The sequence below is a fragment of the Streptomyces sp. NPDC005722 genome (assembly GCF_040630935.1).
Taxonomy (GTDB): Bacteria; Actinomycetota; Actinomycetes; order Streptomycetales; family Streptomycetaceae; genus Actinacidiphila.
The window spans coordinates 183,029-198,753 of sequence record NZ_JBEXYN010000011.1; the positions used below are offsets into that span (position 1 = coordinate 183,029).

At 68.4% G+C, this 15,725-nt stretch carries 12 protein-coding genes and 2 pseudogenes; 5 read left to right on the forward strand and 9 right to left on the reverse strand.

All coding sequences use genetic code 11. The features are described 5' to 3' along the window. Positions 1 to 59: 59 nt before the first annotated feature. Together ABZ479_RS15955 and ABZ479_RS15960 are read right to left on the reverse strand one after the other, a co-directional pair. The gene (locus ABZ479_RS15955; RefSeq protein ID WP_500462155.1) at positions 60 to 1,283 is read right to left on the reverse strand and encodes an MFS transporter; all 1,224 of its coding nucleotides are present in this window, start codon (positions 1,281 to 1,283) and stop codon (positions 60 to 62) included. A 298-nt stretch (positions 1,284 to 1,581) separates the two neighbouring features. Further along, positions 1,582 to 2,367 carry an SDR family oxidoreductase gene (locus tag ABZ479_RS15960; RefSeq protein ID WP_500462189.1) on the reverse strand — a complete coding sequence of 262 codons (786 nt, stop codon included), beginning with the start codon at positions 2,365 to 2,367 and terminating at the stop codon, positions 1,582 to 1,584. Positions 2,368 to 2,423: 56 nt separating this feature from the next. Between ABZ479_RS15960 and ABZ479_RS15965 the strand changes: the two genes are divergently transcribed. Continuing rightward, positions 2,424 to 3,020: a TetR/AcrR family transcriptional regulator gene (locus ABZ479_RS15965; RefSeq protein WP_500462156.1), complete on the forward strand. Its 597-nt coding sequence runs from the start codon at positions 2,424 to 2,426 to the stop codon at positions 3,018 to 3,020. A gap of 782 nt (positions 3,021 to 3,802) precedes the next feature. On the opposite strand, the pseudogene ABZ479_RS15970 reads toward ABZ479_RS15965, so the two are convergent. From ABZ479_RS15970 to ABZ479_RS15980, 3 genes and pseudogenes are all read right to left on the reverse strand, one after another. Further along, positions 3,803 to 3,932, reverse strand: a pseudogene (locus tag ABZ479_RS15970) (IS5/IS1182 family transposase); the annotation flags it as partial. 41 nt (positions 3,933 to 3,973) lie between these two features. Further along, positions 3,974 to 4,723, reverse strand: coding sequence for an SDR family oxidoreductase (locus ABZ479_RS15975; protein WP_500462157.1), 750 nt, complete (start codon positions 4,721 to 4,723; stop codon positions 3,974 to 3,976). A gap of 543 nt (positions 4,724 to 5,266) precedes the next feature. Further along, positions 5,267 to 6,076 carry an NAD(P)H-binding protein gene (locus tag ABZ479_RS15980; protein WP_500462158.1) on the reverse strand — a complete coding sequence of 270 codons (810 nt, stop codon included), beginning with the start codon at positions 6,074 to 6,076 and terminating at the stop codon, positions 5,267 to 5,269. A gap of 88 nt (positions 6,077 to 6,164) precedes the next feature. On the opposite strand from ABZ479_RS15980, the gene ABZ479_RS15985 reads away from it, so the two are divergent. Together ABZ479_RS15985 and ABZ479_RS15990 are read left to right on the forward strand one after the other, a co-directional pair. Then, entirely contained in the window at positions 6,165 to 6,587 is a 423-nt protein-coding gene (locus ABZ479_RS15985; RefSeq protein WP_500462159.1) for a winged helix-turn-helix transcriptional regulator, read from the forward strand. 924 nt (positions 6,588 to 7,511) lie between these two features. Beyond that, the gene (locus ABZ479_RS15990; protein WP_500462160.1) at positions 7,512 to 8,225 is read left to right on the forward strand and encodes an NPP1 family protein; all 714 of its coding nucleotides are present in this window, start codon (positions 7,512 to 7,514) and stop codon (positions 8,223 to 8,225) included. A 296-nt stretch (positions 8,226 to 8,521) separates the two neighbouring features. Here the strand turns inward: ABZ479_RS15990 and ABZ479_RS15995 are convergent, their stop codons facing one another. After that, the gene (locus ABZ479_RS15995) at positions 8,522 to 9,352 is read right to left on the reverse strand and encodes an SCO4651 family lipoprotein (protein ID WP_500462161.1); all 831 of its coding nucleotides are present in this window, start codon (positions 9,350 to 9,352) and stop codon (positions 8,522 to 8,524) included. Positions 9,353 to 9,603: 251 nt separating this feature from the next. Next, a pseudogene (locus ABZ479_RS16000) lies at positions 9,604 to 9,771 on the reverse strand (IS256 family transposase); the annotation flags it as partial. Between the two features lie 704 nt (positions 9,772 to 10,475). Between ABZ479_RS16000 and ABZ479_RS16005 the strand changes: the two are divergent. Next, the gene (locus tag ABZ479_RS16005; protein WP_500462162.1) at positions 10,476 to 11,195 is read left to right on the forward strand and encodes a hypothetical protein; all 720 of its coding nucleotides are present in this window, start codon (positions 10,476 to 10,478) and stop codon (positions 11,193 to 11,195) included. Positions 11,196 to 12,549: 1,354 nt separating this feature from the next. Here ABZ479_RS16005 and ABZ479_RS16010 read toward each other — a convergent pair. Both ABZ479_RS16010 and ABZ479_RS16015 read right to left on the reverse strand, forming a co-directional pair. Continuing rightward, positions 12,550 to 13,167 carry a TetR/AcrR family transcriptional regulator gene (locus ABZ479_RS16010; protein WP_500462163.1) on the reverse strand — a complete coding sequence of 206 codons (618 nt, stop codon included), beginning with the start codon at positions 13,165 to 13,167 and terminating at the stop codon, positions 12,550 to 12,552. Between the two features lie 495 nt (positions 13,168 to 13,662). Continuing rightward, positions 13,663 to 14,463 (reverse strand): SDR family NAD(P)-dependent oxidoreductase, encoded by an 801-nt coding sequence (locus ABZ479_RS16015; RefSeq protein ID WP_500462164.1) that lies wholly within the window; start codon positions 14,461 to 14,463, stop codon positions 13,663 to 13,665. Between the two features lie 422 nt (positions 14,464 to 14,885). Here ABZ479_RS16015 and ABZ479_RS16020 point away from each other — a divergent pair, with 422 nt between their 5' ends. Then, complete coding sequence (locus tag ABZ479_RS16020; protein ID WP_500462165.1) at positions 14,886 to 15,437, forward strand: hypothetical protein; 552 nt, start codon at positions 14,886 to 14,888, stop codon at positions 15,435 to 15,437. The last annotated feature ends 288 nt before the right edge of the window (positions 15,438 to 15,725 follow it).

Here is a 15,725-nt window from a genome sequence, read left to right on the forward strand (position 1 = left end):
TGCGGGCATTTCACCGTCCTCGCACTCCTCGTAACCGTCGCCGAACGCGAGGATCGCGATCAGCTGCGGGACAGACGCGGGAAGATCCGAGTGGCCGCGCTGAGCAGGGCGAGCGTGCCGCCGAGCGCGAAGGCTGCCGGAGCGCCGTAGCCGTCGACGACCATGCCCCCGATGAGTGATCCCGTGGCGAGTGCGATCTGCAACACACTGACCAGGAGGGCCAGACCGCTCTCGGGAGCGTCGGGGGTCGCGTGCAGGATCCACGTCTGCAGTGCCAGGGGCACCGCGCCGAAGGCCGCACCCCAGAGCAGGACGAGCACGACGACTGCGGGTGCGGCGCCCGTCAGGGTGTTGAGCAGGATGACGCTGGCGGCGACCAGGATGGCTGCGGTGGTGTAGACCGCGCGCAGGCTGCGGCCGATGATCGCGCCGGCGGCGAAGTTGCCGGCCAGTCCTGCCACGCCGTACCCGAGGAGAACCAGCGTCACCGCGGATGAGCCGAAACGTGCCCGGTCTTCCAGGTAGGGCGTGATGTAGGTGTAGGCGGCGAAGTGCCCGAGGAAGATCAGGGCGGTGGCCAGCAGGGCGATGCGGGCCGCGCGATTGCGCAGGGACGACGTGAGCGTGGCCATGCGTATCGCTCCGGTGGGCGGCAGTGAGGGAAGTCGCAGCGCCAGAGCCGCAAGGGCGAGCAGGGCGGCGCCTGCGGCGATCAAGAACGCGGTTCGCCATCCGGCGAGGTGTCCTACGAGTGCGCCGAGCGGCAGGCTGACCACGGTGCCGGCGGAGATGCCGGCGGTGATCAGCGAACTGGCGCGGTTGACCGCTTCGGCGGGCACCAGCCGGGCGGCGACGCCGGCACCCATCGCCCAGAATCCGCCGACGGCGATGCCGAGCAGGATCCTCGCCACCGCCATCACCGGCATGTTGGGAGCCAGTGCTGCCACGATGTTGGAGGCCGTGAAGGACACCGCGAGTGCGATCAGTACCTTGCGCCGGTCGAGCTTTCCGGAGGCGATGGTGAGTAGAGGCGCTGTGACGGCCGCCGTCAGACCGGGTACGACGACGACCAGGCCCACGGTGCCGACGGAAACATGGAGGCTCGATCCGATGACGGGCAGGAGCCCGATCGGCAGGAACTCCGAGAGCACCAGCACGAAGGACATCAAGGCGACCGAGGCGACGGCCTGCCAGTTGCTCTGCGGTGAGGGTGTGGTGTGCCCTGCCGCTCGTATCGGTTCCGGTCGGCCGACGACCGAGGCCGTGCTGGAGTGATCACTCATGCTTCTTCTTCCCTGGAAGGATCGGGGGCCCTGGGTGGCCCGTGCCGCGTTGCTGCGCGGCGGCTGTGCCGCATGCGTGGGACGTGAGCGGCAGGGGTCACAGCGGCGTGACCATGAGAACGAGGCGTGCGCTCGGTCCGGCGGATCGCCGGGTAGGCGGCGTGGACCACAGTCCCGCCGGTGCCTGCTGCGTCGTTCGGGCGGTGTCCGCCCAGTGCGGCAGGTCACGCGGCAGGCGAATCCCGGCCCCCTGCAGGCGGGGGCTCTCTCGGCCCTCCGATGCGGAACGGAGGACTCCTCAGATCTGGTTGAGGCCACCGTCGACGTAGAGTTCGGCGCCGGTGACGAAGCTGCTCTGGTCGGATGCGAGGAAGAGGGCGGCCGCGGCTGCTTCGGCGGGCTCGCCCATGCGGCCGAGGGGAATGTGCTGCGCGAAGGACGCGCGGAGCGACTTGGCCCCTTCCTCGTCGGGCGCGAGGCCGTTGATTCCCGGGGTCTTGATCGGCCCGGGCACCAGGGTGTTGACACGGATGCCACGGCCGCGCAGTTCGTTGGCCCAGGTGCGCGAGAAGGACCGGACCGCGGCCTTCGACGCGGCGTAGACGCCGAACGCCTCTCCGCCGGTTGTGGCAGCGGTGGAGCCGGTCAGGATCACCGAGGCGCCGTCATTGAGGAGCGGCAGTGCCTTCTGCACGGTGAAGAGCGTCCCGCGGACGTTGATGTTGAACGTGTCGTCGAAGTGCTGCTCCGTCGTCTCCTCCAGGGTGGCGAATTCCCCGCCGCCCGCGTTTGCGAAGAGCACGTCGATGCGGCGGCCCTGCTCGGCGATGACCGAGAAGAGCCGGTCGAGGTCGGCCGGGCTGGCTACGTCTCCGCGGACGGCAGTGACGTTGTGACCGATCTCGGCAGCCGCCGCGTCCAGCGCATCCTGGCGTCGGCCGGTGATGATCACGTGCGCGCCCTCAGCTGCGAATCGCCGCGCCGTGGCCAGTCCGATGCCGCTGTTCGCCCCGGTGATCACGGCTGTTTTGCCCGCGAGTGCTTCCCTCATGACGCGCCACTCCTCGATAGTTTTTGACTGCATCGTCCACAACGGTAACCGTTATGGACGAGGCGGTCAAGAAAGCGTATGCTTGCCTCATGGCACGACCTCGGAAATTCGACGAGCAGCAGGTGCTGGCGTCCGCACGGGAGCAGTTCTGGGCGACTGGGTACGCGGGCACGCGCATGGACGACATCGCCGCGGCCACAGGCCTCGGCAAAGGCAGCCTGTACGGAGCGTTCGGCGGCAAGGAGGACCTCTTCCACCGCGTGTTCGACGACTACTGCAACTTGGTCGTCGACGCCACCGCCCAGCAGCTGCGCGGCGAAGACGAGGACGCGTACACGCGGCTGTCCGCCCACATACACGCGGTGGCCGCAGCCACGGCCGCGGACACCGTCCATCGCGGATGTCTGCTGGCCAAGGGCACCGCCGAGCTGGCCGAACACGACGAGACCGTGGCGAAGCGTGCACACGCAGCCATCGAAGCGCTGCACGCACTACTGGAGGACGACATCGCCGCCTGCCAGCGCAGCGGCGACCTCGACGCGAACGCGGACCCCGCACGGCTGGCCGCACTGGTGCTCGCCGTACTGCGCGGCATCGAAGCACTGGGCAAGGCCGGAGCCGACGAGGAGATGCTGACAGAAATCGCCCGCACCGCCCTCGCTGTGCTGCCACGCCCCGCGAACTGACAGCCCCACCGGACCACGTCGTCAGGGATCACGAGGAGGGCGAAAGGGGCTCGCTGTTCGAGCAGACGGTGGAGCTGTCACCGGGGACACCCTTCGCCGCCGGAGAGCCGCATACGGGAGCGCAGGCCATGTACTACGGCGGCGATCTCATCGAAGCCGCGCTCGCTACCGTGTTGGCCACCTCCGGGCTCCAAGCCGCCGGCCGGGCCCACAAGCGGTGGCTTCGAGCGCAAGTCCGACGCGAGAGACGGCCTGTGGTCACAGTTGACGACTGTCCACAAGCCGCGTAGCGCAATCGATCACCGCGGTGGGACGGCGATCCGTGCCAAGGCCCACTCGCTTGATCCTCTGGTGAGCGGGACGTTCAGGCGGCGGCCACCTCCTCCTGCGCCTTCTCCTCAAGGTGAAGGATGTCGCTTTCCTGGAAGGTGCCGTCTGCCGGCTCGTACTGGCTGAGGGCCAGAGCCAAGCCGAAGAAGGTCGGCGCCCACCCGTCGACGTGGATCTCCCCAGCGGTCGGCGCGATCCAGGCCTACGCCGGGTTCCGTGGTGACGCTGGTGGCCCAAGCGGCCATGGACAGGCCGATGGACGCCACCCTCTGCCCCTCCTAGGGGACGATCCGGCCAGTTCTTGCGTTCCGCGTCCCCACCGCTGTCACCGCCAGAGCATCACGTCGGCTGCCCAGGGCCGAACGCCGCCCAATGCGCGATAGGGACCGGTTACGAGTTCGTCGAGCCGGGGTGACAGCGGGGGCGCGGCGTCACTCTGGATGCGGAATCCCGTTCACCGAGTCGATCGCGCAACGGCTCGAGTCCAGCTCACCGGGCGAGCCGAGCTCGTCGAGCACCAGGCGGTGCAGCTTCACCCCACACCCGGGCCTTGGTCCACTCCGTGAACCGGCGATGGGCGGTCGTCCGTGGGGGAGAGGATGCATCGGAGGTCGAAGTGGCGGTCAGACCTGGTTGAGGCCGCCGTCGACGAAGAGTTCGGTTCCGGTGATGAAGCTGCTCTGGTCGCCGGCGAGGAAGAGTGCCGCCGCCGCGGCCTCCTCAGGTCGACCCATCCGCCCCAGAGGCACCTGGCTGGCGAAGAAGTCCCAGAGCTTGGCGGCTTCCGCGGCATTGGGCGCGAGCCCGGAGTTGCCGGGCGTCTCGATCGGGCCCGGGACGAGGGTGTTCACTCGGATTTTCCGGCTCCTGAGCTCGTTGGCCCACGTGCGGGAGAAGGACCGGATGGCGGCCTTGGAAGCGGCGTAGACACCGAAGGCCTCGCCGCCCGAGGTTGCGGAAGTGGATCCGGTGAGGATGACCGAAGCCCCCTCGTTCAGCAGAGGAAGCGCCTTTTGGACCGTGAAGAGCGTACCCTTCACGTTGATACCGAAAGTCGAGTCGAAGTGCTTCTCGGTGACGTCTTCCAAGGCCGAGAACTCGCCGCCACCGGCGTTGGCGAACAGCACGTCGATGCGGCGGCCCTGCCCGGAAACGGCGGCATAGAGGCGGTCGATGTCGTCAAGATCGGAGACGTCGCCCCTGACGGCGGTGGCGTTCGGACCGATCTCGGCCAGCGCGGCGTCGAGCGCCTCCTGACGCCGGCCGGTGATGAACACGTATGCGCCCTCGGCCGCGAATCGCTTGGCGGTGGCCAGCCCGATTCCGCTGTTACCCCCAGTGACGATGGCTGTCTTACCGTCGAGCTGTCCCATGATCAAGGCTCCTGTTCGGCGGAGGTCTTCCCTCCGCGGCTGCTGTTGCTACGCGTCAGGCCCGCGTTCAGCACGGTGGGCCTGTTATGGACCGTACGGTAAAAAACCAGATGCTGGACGGATCGGTCCAAAACTGTGACCCAGCTCGCCCCGGCCTCACCGATGCGTTGATCGCGGGTTCGCCGTCGACGTCCTTCAGTCGGCCCGGGCCCGCAAGTTCGCATACGGCACGCTTAGGTCACCGGCTGCATCGCGGGAGCCGGGGCGGCGGGCCACCGGCCTCGAACCGAGAGATCTGCAAGCGGCGTGATCAGCTGTCTGCAGCCGGCCTGAGGAGCGAACCACGCACGACCACTACCCCATGGTGATCCAATGCGCCGTACGACTGATACGTGGTCTCCTTCGGACTTGCACGGCTGAGCGGCGCTGCCGACGCTCAGGACCGAAAGGGGCGTCAGGAGCCGAAGACATGCTCGGGGTTGTGTCGTTTCCAGCGGGATGGTGTCTGTAGGTGACCTGTTCGGCGGCGGTTCTTCCGCTCGCTTACGGCCTGCCGGCGGACGCAGCCGCAGCGGCTGTGGCCAGTGGATCGCGGGCTGCGTGGTCGAGGAGGTCGGTGAGGTCAGGGCCACTGGCGTGCAGGAAGCCATGGCGGATGCCCGTGGCGATCGAGGTGAGCATCGGCGGTTGGAACGGCTGCAGCCCCGACGTCTCCTCAAGGAGCCTGCGCCGGTACTCTCCCAAACTGATGGCGCGATGAGTGACACCGAGTGCACCGGCGACTTGTCCCGCTGTGACCGGGGTGCCGACGAGGTCGTAGACACGCCCGCCATGAGATGCCGGATTCGACGCGACGATCGCTGCGACCTCGGCGAGGTCCTGTCGTGCGACCGCGGCCAGGGCGCCGTCCCCGAACGCGGACTCCACCCGTTCACCGGTCCACATCAGCAGACCGCCGAAGAGTTCGGCGTACAGGCCGTTGCGCAGGATCGTCCACGGCAACCCGCTCGCCCGCACCAGGCGCTCGGTAGCGCGGTGCGCCAGAGCGAAACCGAGGTGGTCGCCGGCAGTGGTCACGCTCGTGTACACGACGTGGTTGATGCCGTCACGGGCGGCGGCGTCCAGGACCGCCGCGTGTCGGGCTACGACCTGGTCGTCCTCGGCGTAGCCGGCGGAGACGAGTACCAGAGTGGACACGCCGGTGAGGTCGAGGCTCCCCTTGTCGTCGAAGTCGAGACGCCGCACTCCCTCGCCCGGCGTGCGGCTGCCGCCCATCGCAACGGATCCGCGGGCGCGCAGCGCCGCAAGAGTGGCCGAGCCGAGGTTCCCGTTCACTCCGGTCACCAAAATCATGATCAATCGTAGTCTTCCGTCGTGGTTCTCATCAGTAACTACGCTTGATCCTCGACCGCACGCTCACCGGCCACAAGAAGGCAGTTTGATGTCACTCACGCACACCGACGTAACCACAACCCCCGCCCAACTCGACCCGTGCGGACGCAAGGACCACCCCGACTGTGGCATCCGCGATGTCCTCGATCGCATCGGCGACAAGTGGTCGGTGCTCGTGACCGTCGAACTCTCCGGCGGGCCACGTCGCTTCCGCGAACTCCAGCGCGCCATCGACGGCATCTCCCAGCGCATGCTCACCCTCACCGTGCGCAGGCTCGAACGTGACGGACTGGTGCTACGCACCGTGTACCCAACCGTCCCGGCCCAGGTCGACTACCGCCTGACCGAGACCGGGGCCGGCCTGACCCACCTCGTCAAGGCACTCGCCGACTGGTCCCTCGCACATCGTGCCGTCATCGCCGAAGCGCGGCACGCCTACGACCAGGCCCACCCCGGCCACGACATCCGCTGACACGAGTAGCCATCGCCGTATGCCGTTGTCGGTACCGAGCCGGGCCGACGATGAAGTGGGGTACCTGCTCGCGCAGCGTCCGTGCCCGAGCGGGCTGTGCCCAGCCGACGCTGCTGCATCGGCGCGAGGCGGCCGTGAGAGGCGGACTCGGCCGGCAGCTTGATGCTCACGTCGTGAACGAGCATGGTGTCCTGTCCCACCGGAGCAGCCACATTCGAGCGCCTGGACAGCGCCTGCTCGAGGGTGCAGCTGGTGGGACTGCGGGCAGCACGGTTCCCCCGTCCCTGGAGTCGGGGCCCGCCTCGGCTCACAGCGCCGCCCCGCCGACCAGTTGGGACGGACCAGCATCCGCTCTTGGCCGGCGGTTTCCTGCTGCCCATGCGCGACGCGGAGCACGTCGAACCCCATGGACGTCACCGACTGCGCATCGACGACAAGCAGTGCATGCGGCACCACGCTTGGTGGGACTCGGCGGACCACGCATTCATGCCGAGCAACGGTCCGGGGCCAGCACGAGGCAACTGTCGTCGGACGGGTTTGCGCGGGGGTGTGCGCATAGCACCCAGACATTCACTCCAATTTCCCGGTCTCTTTCCTCGCCGGAAGCCGGGACATGTCGGGAATGTCAATTCGGAAATGCGTGCTTGCGTCGTCGGAACGGGCTCGGATAACTTGTCGGCGCGTCAATAAGTTTGGACAGATCAGGAGATGGCCGACCGGGCTTCCGGCACGTCGGACATTTCGTCGCGTAGAGCCGTCAGTTATCGGGCACGGAAATCTCAAGAGACACCCTTGCCCCTCTCATGTCGAGGAGTTCTCGTGCGCAACCTCAAGCCGGCGAGGAAGAGTTCCACTGGAACGACGTCGATTCCCAAGCGCACCAACCGCCTGCGTCTGGGAGCCGTAGCAACCACCTTGGGCGCCATGGTTGTCCTGGGCTTCCCCGCCGAGGCGAACGCCTCTGTCCTGCAGTTGCTGCCGCAGAACGCCGACGGCCTGGAGCAGTCCTTCTCCCCGGCCTACGACTACGACGGAGACGGCTGCTACGCCACCGCCGCGATCGGCGCCGACGGCACCCTCAATCCCGGCCTGAAGCTGGGCGGGGACGTCAACGGGCGCTGCCACGACTACGCCCAGCTGGCCAACGCCAACACGTACTCGCGCGAGAAGTGCAACAACGACTGGTGCGCCGTGGTGTACGCCAGCTACTTCGAGAAGGACCAGGCCACGCTCGGCCCTGCGGCCATCGGCCACACCCACGACTGGGAGCACGTCGTGGTCTGGATCCACAACAACCAGGTCGAGTACGTCTCGGCGTCCCAGCATTCCGGCTACCAGATCGCCGCCCGCTCCGCGATCCGCTTCGACGGCACCCACCCCAAGATCGTGTACCACAAGGACGGCGCCTCGACGCACTGTTTCCGCTTCGCCAACACCAACGACGAGCCCGCGGAGAACGCCACCGGTGGCTGGTTCTTCCCTCGCCTCGTGGGGTGGGAGGGCTATCCGGCGGGCTTCCGCGACAAGCTCATGAATGCGGACTTCGGCTCGGCCACCATCAAGATCAACGACGCCCGCTTCAACTCCACTCTCGCCAACTCCAAGCCGTCAGGAATCCCTTTCGATCCCAACGCCTGACGTGCGCGCGGACGGCCATCCCTCGCGGATTGCCGTCCACGCGGCTGTACGTCTTCGGGCGTGCCTGCCGTACGAGTCGGCAGGGGGCACCAGCCGTATTGCACGCCTGAGCGGGCACGTCACCCCGCCGGCTGCGGGGACTGCGCCCGCTGTCGCAGTCCTGATCTGAGGGGATCACCTCTGATGTCGGCGTGCCTGAAAACGGGGTCGTTGGACCGCGGCCGAGCCCACGTCAGGACACGCGAACGCCCCCGTCCGCGCCGTGCGGACGGGGGCGTCGGGGGGTCAACAGGTGGTCAGGAGGTCGGCTGGGCGGCCTTCATCTGCTCGCTGAGGTCGGCGGTGTCCGATACCGGCGGCGCCGTCACCGTCTTGGCGTGACCGAACTTCAGGAAGTCCGCGGTCACCTTGACCGTCCCCATCACCTGGACGAACCGGACCGGCAAGCCCTTGCCGTCGACCCAGACGTCCATGTCGATGCCGCCGTTGGAACCGGCCATGGAGCCGAGGAGGTTCTTCTTGTCCTCCGCGGACATCCCGGTGCCCAGGTCGTCCTGGTTGATGGTGACGCGGTAGTGATGCGCCTTGATGCCGCGCACCGGCTCCTCGCCCAAGTCCTTGGCGTTCTTGGACATGCCGATGTAGCGCAGCCCCGCCGTCGGGTCACCGTTCTTCTCGACCGCCGCAGCGCCCTTCTCGCCCAGCAGCGCCGACACGTCGATGCGCATCCAGTGCTTGCCCTTGAGCGGGCCCGCCGGCTGCGGGTCCACGTTGTAGTAGTAGGCACCGTCCACCAGCAGGGCCCGGAGCTTCGGGGCGTCCTGAAGAGCCTGCATCTGGGCGGCCTTGGTGTCCATCATGACGTCGTAGGCGAGTCCCTTGCCCCACGAGTAGGTGCCCGTCATCGTGATCGGGCTGCCCTGCCCCGGGTCGGTGACGAACGTGACCTGCGCCGCCCCGATCTTCTCCGTGCGGTCGGTGACCCGCGCCAGGATCTCCGCGATCGTGTCCGCCTTGCCCACGGCCTTCGCCGTGTCGTGCGCCGCCCCACAGCCGGCCGTCGCGGTCAGTGCGAAGGCCGCGACCCCCACCGCGGCGGCAAGGCGCGTACGCCTCGACGTGCTCATCCGGTCCCACCCCTGTTGCCTGTTGATGTTGTGCGTTTGCTGTGCGGACTGTACTGCGCACGACTGACAAGCTCGTGACCATTTCCCGCCCGCACCACGGCCCCCGGGTGACCCGCCGAGGAGGAGGGCGTCGATGGCGTAGGAGCCCCCCGGATATCGGCTGCATATCAGGCGACCAGAAGGTGCACCAAGGACGGACGGGCGGAGTCGTCGCCGGAGACGCACCGGCACCGGACACGGTCGTGCGGGCTTCCTCCCCGGAACCGGACTCGGCTCCGGCCTGATCGGGTTCCTGCTGCGTTCTCGAGGCAGAGGAGGTCGGCGAACGTCTTGACCATCGCGCGCAACAGATCCCGACTCGCCGCGGCGAGGTTCTCCTCGGCAAGCGCGTGCAGGGGCAGAATGTCGGGTGCGGTCATCGTGCTGATCTCCTTCGAGGCTTCGACACTTCGAAGATCAGCCGGTGACCGTTTGTCCAAGCGGGCACCAACCCGGACGCCGGAGCAAACCCCGCCCCCGGCCCCCGTTTGAACGGCGGGGTCAGGGATGATCGCGCGATGTTGGTCCATGTGGAAGCAGCAGGGCAAGGTCCCTCACGTTCCGTGCGGGTACGGGCCCGTTCCCGGATCGCCACCCTGTTGGCCCTGTGGAAGAGCCGGCTCTTTCCAGGAGCTGGGACAGTACTTGTACATCGGTTGGAAGGCGCGTCGGCAGTGTGAGGAATGCGAACTGGTAGGACGAGTGGCTTCCGGTGGGCCGCCGGGCCGGTCATGATCGAGTTCCGGGGGTTCGACGGTGGGGGTGTGGTGTGAAGGACTGGCGGACTGACCCGACGTTCGCGATGTGTCGGGAAGTGGTGGATGGGGCGGATCTGGCTTCGTTCTCGGGTGGCCCGTTCGACGTGCGGGCGGTGGTGTCCGGCATCCTGCCCGAACCCCGACGGAGCCTGAGCCTAGACGCCGTCCCGTGGAGCAACTTCCCCCATGGGCATGACGTCCGGAAGACCGTTCACCTTTTGCGCGTTGCCGGTGACCCGGGGGTGGACGCGACGGGTGTGTTGTGGGGTCTGTGCGCCGATGACAGCCGGGCCGCTACCGCTCTCGCTGTGCCGTTCCTCATCCCCTTGGCCGTCGACGCTCACCACCCACACCGCGCCGCAGTCCTCGCCGTACTCTCCGGCCCCGCCCGTGCCCGGCACCACGGCGTCGCCTCCCGCGAGGAATTCCTCCTCCATCGCACCGACCCCCGGCGTCACGCCCCCGACACCCACGACGACTACGGATACGAGGTGACCGGCTACCCGGCCGGCTGGTCGGTGGCCGCCGCCCGAGCCGCGATCACCGCCGACACCTCCGCGCTCCTGCCCCTCCTCGCAGACTCCGATCCCACCGTCCGTATCGACGCCGCGTATGTCCTGGCGACCGCGGCCGACCCCGACCACGTCATCCGGACCGCCCTGGCCAACGGAATCGCCGCCGAGGGTGACGTCATGGTCCGTGCCGCCCTGCTCCTGGCCACCGCCGAGCTCACCCGGGCCCACCCGCACCCGCCGACCGTCACGCGGCTGCGCGAACGGTGGCACGATGGCACGGAGGCCCCCGAAACCCGCCTGGCAGCTGCGATCGGCTGGCTCTGCCTCACCGACGAATCCGCACCCGAGGAGCTCCGCCGGACCGTCGACGCCCTCGCCGACGAAGAGCGCGCACACGCCATGGAGGAGGCCCTGCCATGGATGGGCGCCGCCTCCGGCACCAACGAACCAGGACTCCTGCGCTGCAGACGCTGCATGCTCCACCCAGAAGAACCCGACCCGGAAGATGCCTTTTGGGACTCCCTGTTCTGAGCAACCGGGCTGTGGTTGTGCACCGGAGTCGTCCAGCGGGGCCAACTGCGGTGCAGGGGTTGGCGGGCTCGGGCATGAACGTGGCGCCGAACGCGGCGGCCACTGCCATGGCGAGGATCGAGGCGAACCCCAGGTGTCGGCCCAGCCGGATCCGCCGGGTGGACCCGGGATGGCCGGCACTCTGGACGAAGAACAGCGCCAGGTGACGACGAACAGGCCGGCCGCCAGACGCCGAAGGGGATGCTGAGGGGAGACCCGCCGCGGACGGGGCGGTCGGCTCAGCGACTTTGCACGGGAGCCACCATGGGGCGAGCCTCGAAGATCGGGGTCCGCATCGGGCCATTGGGGCAGGCAAGGAGCCAGCCCGATTCGCGGCCGGCGTAAGGGCCGCGCACTCTCGCCCCACGGCGGTTCCCTTGCAAAGCCCGGCCTTCATCAGCCCCTGGGTGCCGTGGCCGCTTCGCTGCCGGGCTCGAGGTGGGTTCACCGGCATCGACTTTGAACTGTAAGGCCTGGTTGGTTCGCACTCATACCTGCGGGCGAGTGCCACGCTGCGCCCGGCGTGACGACGTGACTGCTGGAACGCAAGCCTGCGGGTCATATTCGCGTTGAGTGAGCTGCCAAGGCCGGTAGCCTGCCGACACAGGCCCAACTCCGGGCCTGGAGTTGAGGGGTGGGGCAGTGAGCAGTAGTTCCAGTGATGATGTCGGGCTCATCTGTGGGTTGTGGACTTTCGGGGGCATCCTGGCGGCCATCTTGATCAGCGTGACGTACAAGGTGCCGGTACTCGGTGTGACCGTCTTCTGGCTCATGTTCGCGCTGGGACTGGTAGCCACGTACGTCGCCATCGCCCTCATATGGTCCGCGTGGAAAAATGGGCGCGCGGGCAGGTAGTGGCGACGAGTCACTTCTGACCCTCGCACCCGTGAGCGTTTGGTCAGTTGCCCGCTTGTGATGTGACGCGCCGTCCCGGTGCTGTGCCGGGCGGCGCGTGGGCGTCACGCCTGTACCGATGTGGATCGCTTTGTCACGCAGGTCGGCGGGGCGGACGTCGAGTGGGGAGACCGTAGCGCGCGGGTATGCGGACGGCGGGTAGGGGAGGCTGGACGTGTCCCGGATCTCGTTGTCTGCGTCGCCAACGGTGCCGCTTCTGGTGGTTTCCCCGACACGGGGCGAAGGTGACCTCGGCCGGCTCGCCGGGCTTCCACTCGTCGATGCGGTGGTCGGCGCGGGGCCGTGAGTCCTTGGACGCCCTACACCCCGCACGACGCCTCTCACCAGGCCGGATAGCGAAGCGCTGCTGGAGTGGAAGGAGGTCTGTCGTCGGGGTGGGCTGAGGCCGGGGGCGGGTCGGTCAGTGTTCTTCAGGTGGGGTGTCTTCCAGGAGGGTTCGGAGGAGGTTCTCCAGGCGCTCGGCGAGTTCGTTGGGGTCTGCTTCCACCAGTGCCGTGTTCCTGATCAGTTTCCGCATCAGCCACACACCGGCGATCACTGACAGTGCGAGCGCAGAGCGTTCCGTTGTGCCTTCGCCTGTCATCAGGCTGGTGAGGTGCCGTTCCACGTGGCGTTCGATGCCTTGGCGGGCGATTTCGGCGGTTCGTGGGTTGGACGCGGATCGCAGCATCAGCAGGAAAGGACTGAGTTCGTCGGCCTCGGGCGCGGTGCGCTCCACCAGTGACCGGGCGACGTCGTGGACCAGGGCTGCCGGATCGTTGCCCACCACGGTCCGTGGGGCGAAGGAGCTGTCCACGACCTCGGCGAACAGTTGTTCCTTGGATCCGAAGTAGCGGTTGACCATCATCGCGGTGACGCCGGCGTCCTTGGCGATGTCCCGCACGCCGGCGGCGTCGTAGCCGAGGCGGGTGAAGGCTTCCACGGCGGACGAGAGAATCGCCTCGCGGGTCGCTGCCGCGTTGCGGGACCGGCGGGGGGCGGCGGGCGGCGGCTCGCGCCGAGGCGATTCGTTTTCCACGACACGAGTGTAGTGAGGCCGAAACGCCGGTCTACGGCTGTAGAGCTTTGAGGTTCTCTGCGGCCCGTGCCGCCGTCGGCCCGTAGGCCCCTGGGTGGGGCCTACGGGCCGACGGCGGGGGGCCGAATCTGCGCCGGGCGACCGCTGCGCGGTTCCGGCGCCGACTGCCGGACCGCTCCGCCCGACCGGCCCCAGCACTAACGGTCGCCGGCGTGAGGCGTACCGGATTCTCCGGTCAGCTCCAGGTGAAGGCGAAGGTGTTCCGGGAGGCCGGAGATGTGATTGACGGCCTGCCCAACCGGACCGTGAGGACGGCGGCCGACCGGGCAGGCCACGCCGACCGCAGTGCCGTCGCGCGCGGTGGCCACGCGCCTGACTGGCCCGCGGAGTGACCGGCGCGCGTCGCATCCTGCTGGCTTTCGCCGTGCGGGCCGCCGCGTGACGCATCCCGAGCGCGGAGGTCATTCGGCAGGCGGCCCGCATCGGCGCCCCAGCTCAGAATGCGGAGCGGATCAGTCCACCGTCCACGCGGATCGTGGCACCGCTCATGTACTCGGCGTAGTCGCTGCACAGGTATGCCACGGCAGCGGCGATTTCGTCGGGCTTGCCGAAACGGCCGTGGTCGTTCGGAATGAGGGCCTCGACCGCGTTCGGCTGGACTTCCTCCCAGGTCTGTCCCCACCCGCGGGCGGGACCGAGCGCTGTGACGAACTCCTTCGTCGCTTCGACGAGGATCGCGCCGGGCGAGACGATGTTCGAGGTGACGCCGGTGCCCTTGAGGTCGCGGGCGAGCGACACCGCGAGGTTGTGCCGGGCGGCCAGCGTGGCGTTGTACTGCGGATGGGTGTTCATCGGCTGGGAGGCGAGACCGCCGCCGATCGTGACCACCCGGCCCCAGCCGTGTTCGCGCATGGCAGGAACCAGATGCCGGATCATCCTGACACCCGAGACGACGTTGATGTTGTATGCGTCGGTCCACTCCGCCGGACTCGCATCAGCCCACGACAGATGCCGGTAGAAGCCGGCGTTGTTCACGAGGATGTCGACAGGACCGTCCTCGGTGGCGGCCTGGGCGACCGCGGCGGCGCCCTCGTCTGTGGCCAGGTCACCCAGTGCCGTGCTGACGGTGCCTCCGGCCCGGCGGATGCCTTCGGCGACCTGCGCGGTGCGGTCCTTGTCCCGGCCGTGGATGACGACCGCGGCGCCCTCCGCCGCCAGCATTTTCGCGGTGGCCTCGCCCAGGCCGGCACTCGAGCCGGTGACCAGAGCGCGCTTGCCCTCGAGATTGAGGTTCATTCCTTGCTCCCATACGGATTTCTCCCGCGCCAGAGCGCGGGAAGGTCGTGCTGCACAGCTAAGTATACAACTGTAGACTTGAGTGGGTTCCGCCGGTGTTTCCGCGTGGCACCAGCACGGGTCGATGGGATGGCCCCTCGGCGTGTCCCGCCGTTCCTCTCCTCGGACACCGCCTTGCGGCAGCCGGAGGAACTCGCCCTCGTCCGTCGGAGTGCGAGGGCGCGCAGCCGCCGGTGGGCGGTCCGCGTGTTGCGGCCGTGCCCGGTTTCCCCCTTGCTGCTCACAGCCCGGCGCTTCGACCCGCCACAGAGCTTGGCCACAGCTGATCTGCGGTATAACCCGTGTCGCCTTGTCGGTACCCCGTGGCAGACTCCTCCCTTGATCACGGGGGAGCACAGCCCCTGACCTGGAAGGATGCGACTTTGCGCAGCACGAAGTGGGCCACCGTGGCGGTGGCGGTCATTGCGCTCGGCGCCGCAGGCTGTGGGGCTGGCGACAAGGGCACGGAGGCGGCGGCCGCCCCGGTGCCGGCGCCGCCTCAGCCTCGGCCCCAGGGCACCGGACCGCTCACCAAGGAAGTCGTGCGGACGGACCTCGACACCTCCGCGGCCGACGCGGGCGTTCCTGCGAACGCACCGGACTTCGGAGGCATGAACGAGGACGCTGAGGCGGGTTCGCCGCGATCGTGCGCCCTCGGTTTCAAGGGCTTCGGCACCAAGGCCACCAAGGTTGACGTTGCCCGCTGGGAGTCGGTGGTGAGCGAGTTGCGCGAGCGTGACTGGCAGCAGGCCCGGGAACCGGACAAGCGCAGGGGCCCGGACGGGGTGGTCTACGACGCCCGCGTAGTTCTCAAACAGCGCGGCTGGACCATGGTCGCGGAGTACCTGAGCAGCCAGGTCGGCGTGATTACCTTGCTCGCCTACGACGACGCGTGCATGAAGAAGATCAACGCAGATCCGGGGCAAGCCGGCTGACCGGCCACACCTCGCGCGGGAAGCGAACTCCGCACCAGTACCTGCAGCAGCACGGCCTGCAAGATGCCGCCCTGATCCAGGGACCTCAAGGCGCTGCGCACCTTTGCCGCCGCCGACGCCCGGGTGCCCACCATCCGGCCCGACGCGGCCTGCCACTGCCGCGCCCGGCAGTGCACTGCCCACGGCGACACCAAGGTGCTGTGCGCCGGCGGCGTCGTGCTGATCCTGTGTCACGACCCCGCGGTCGGCCGGGTGTGGACGGTGGAAGAGGTCTGCCAGGTCTGCGCC

Excerpts from the sequence above, each read along its gene's own strand:
- ABZ479_RS15975 (WP_500462157.1), bottom strand. The coding sequence starts at position 4,723 with ATGGGACAGCTCGACGGTAAGACAGCCATCGTCACTGGGGGTAACAGC.
- ABZ479_RS16015 (WP_500462164.1), bottom strand. The coding sequence starts at position 14,463 with ATGAACCTCAATCTCGAGGGCAAGCGCGCTCTGGTCACCGGCTCGAGT.
- ABZ479_RS15955 (WP_500462155.1), bottom strand. The coding sequence starts at position 1,283 with ATGAGTGATCACTCCAGCACGGCCTCGGTCGTCGGCCGACCGGAACCG.
- ABZ479_RS15960 (WP_500462189.1), bottom strand. The coding sequence starts at position 2,367 with ATGCAGTCAAAAACTATCGAGGAGTGGCGCGTCATGAGGGAAGCACTC.
- ABZ479_RS15965 (WP_500462156.1), top strand. The coding sequence starts at position 2,424 with ATGGCACGACCTCGGAAATTCGACGAGCAGCAGGTGCTGGCGTCCGCA.
- ABZ479_RS15995 (WP_500462161.1), bottom strand. The coding sequence starts at position 9,352 with ATGAGCACGTCGAGGCGTACGCGCCTTGCCGCCGCGGTGGGGGTCGCG.
- ABZ479_RS15990 (WP_500462160.1), top strand. The coding sequence starts at position 7,512 with ATGGTTGTCCTGGGCTTCCCCGCCGAGGCGAACGCCTCTGTCCTGCAG.
- ABZ479_RS15980 (WP_500462158.1), bottom strand. The coding sequence starts at position 6,076 with ATGATTTTGGTGACCGGAGTGAACGGGAACCTCGGCTCGGCCACTCTT.
- ABZ479_RS15985 (WP_500462159.1), top strand. The coding sequence starts at position 6,165 with ATGTCACTCACGCACACCGACGTAACCACAACCCCCGCCCAACTCGAC.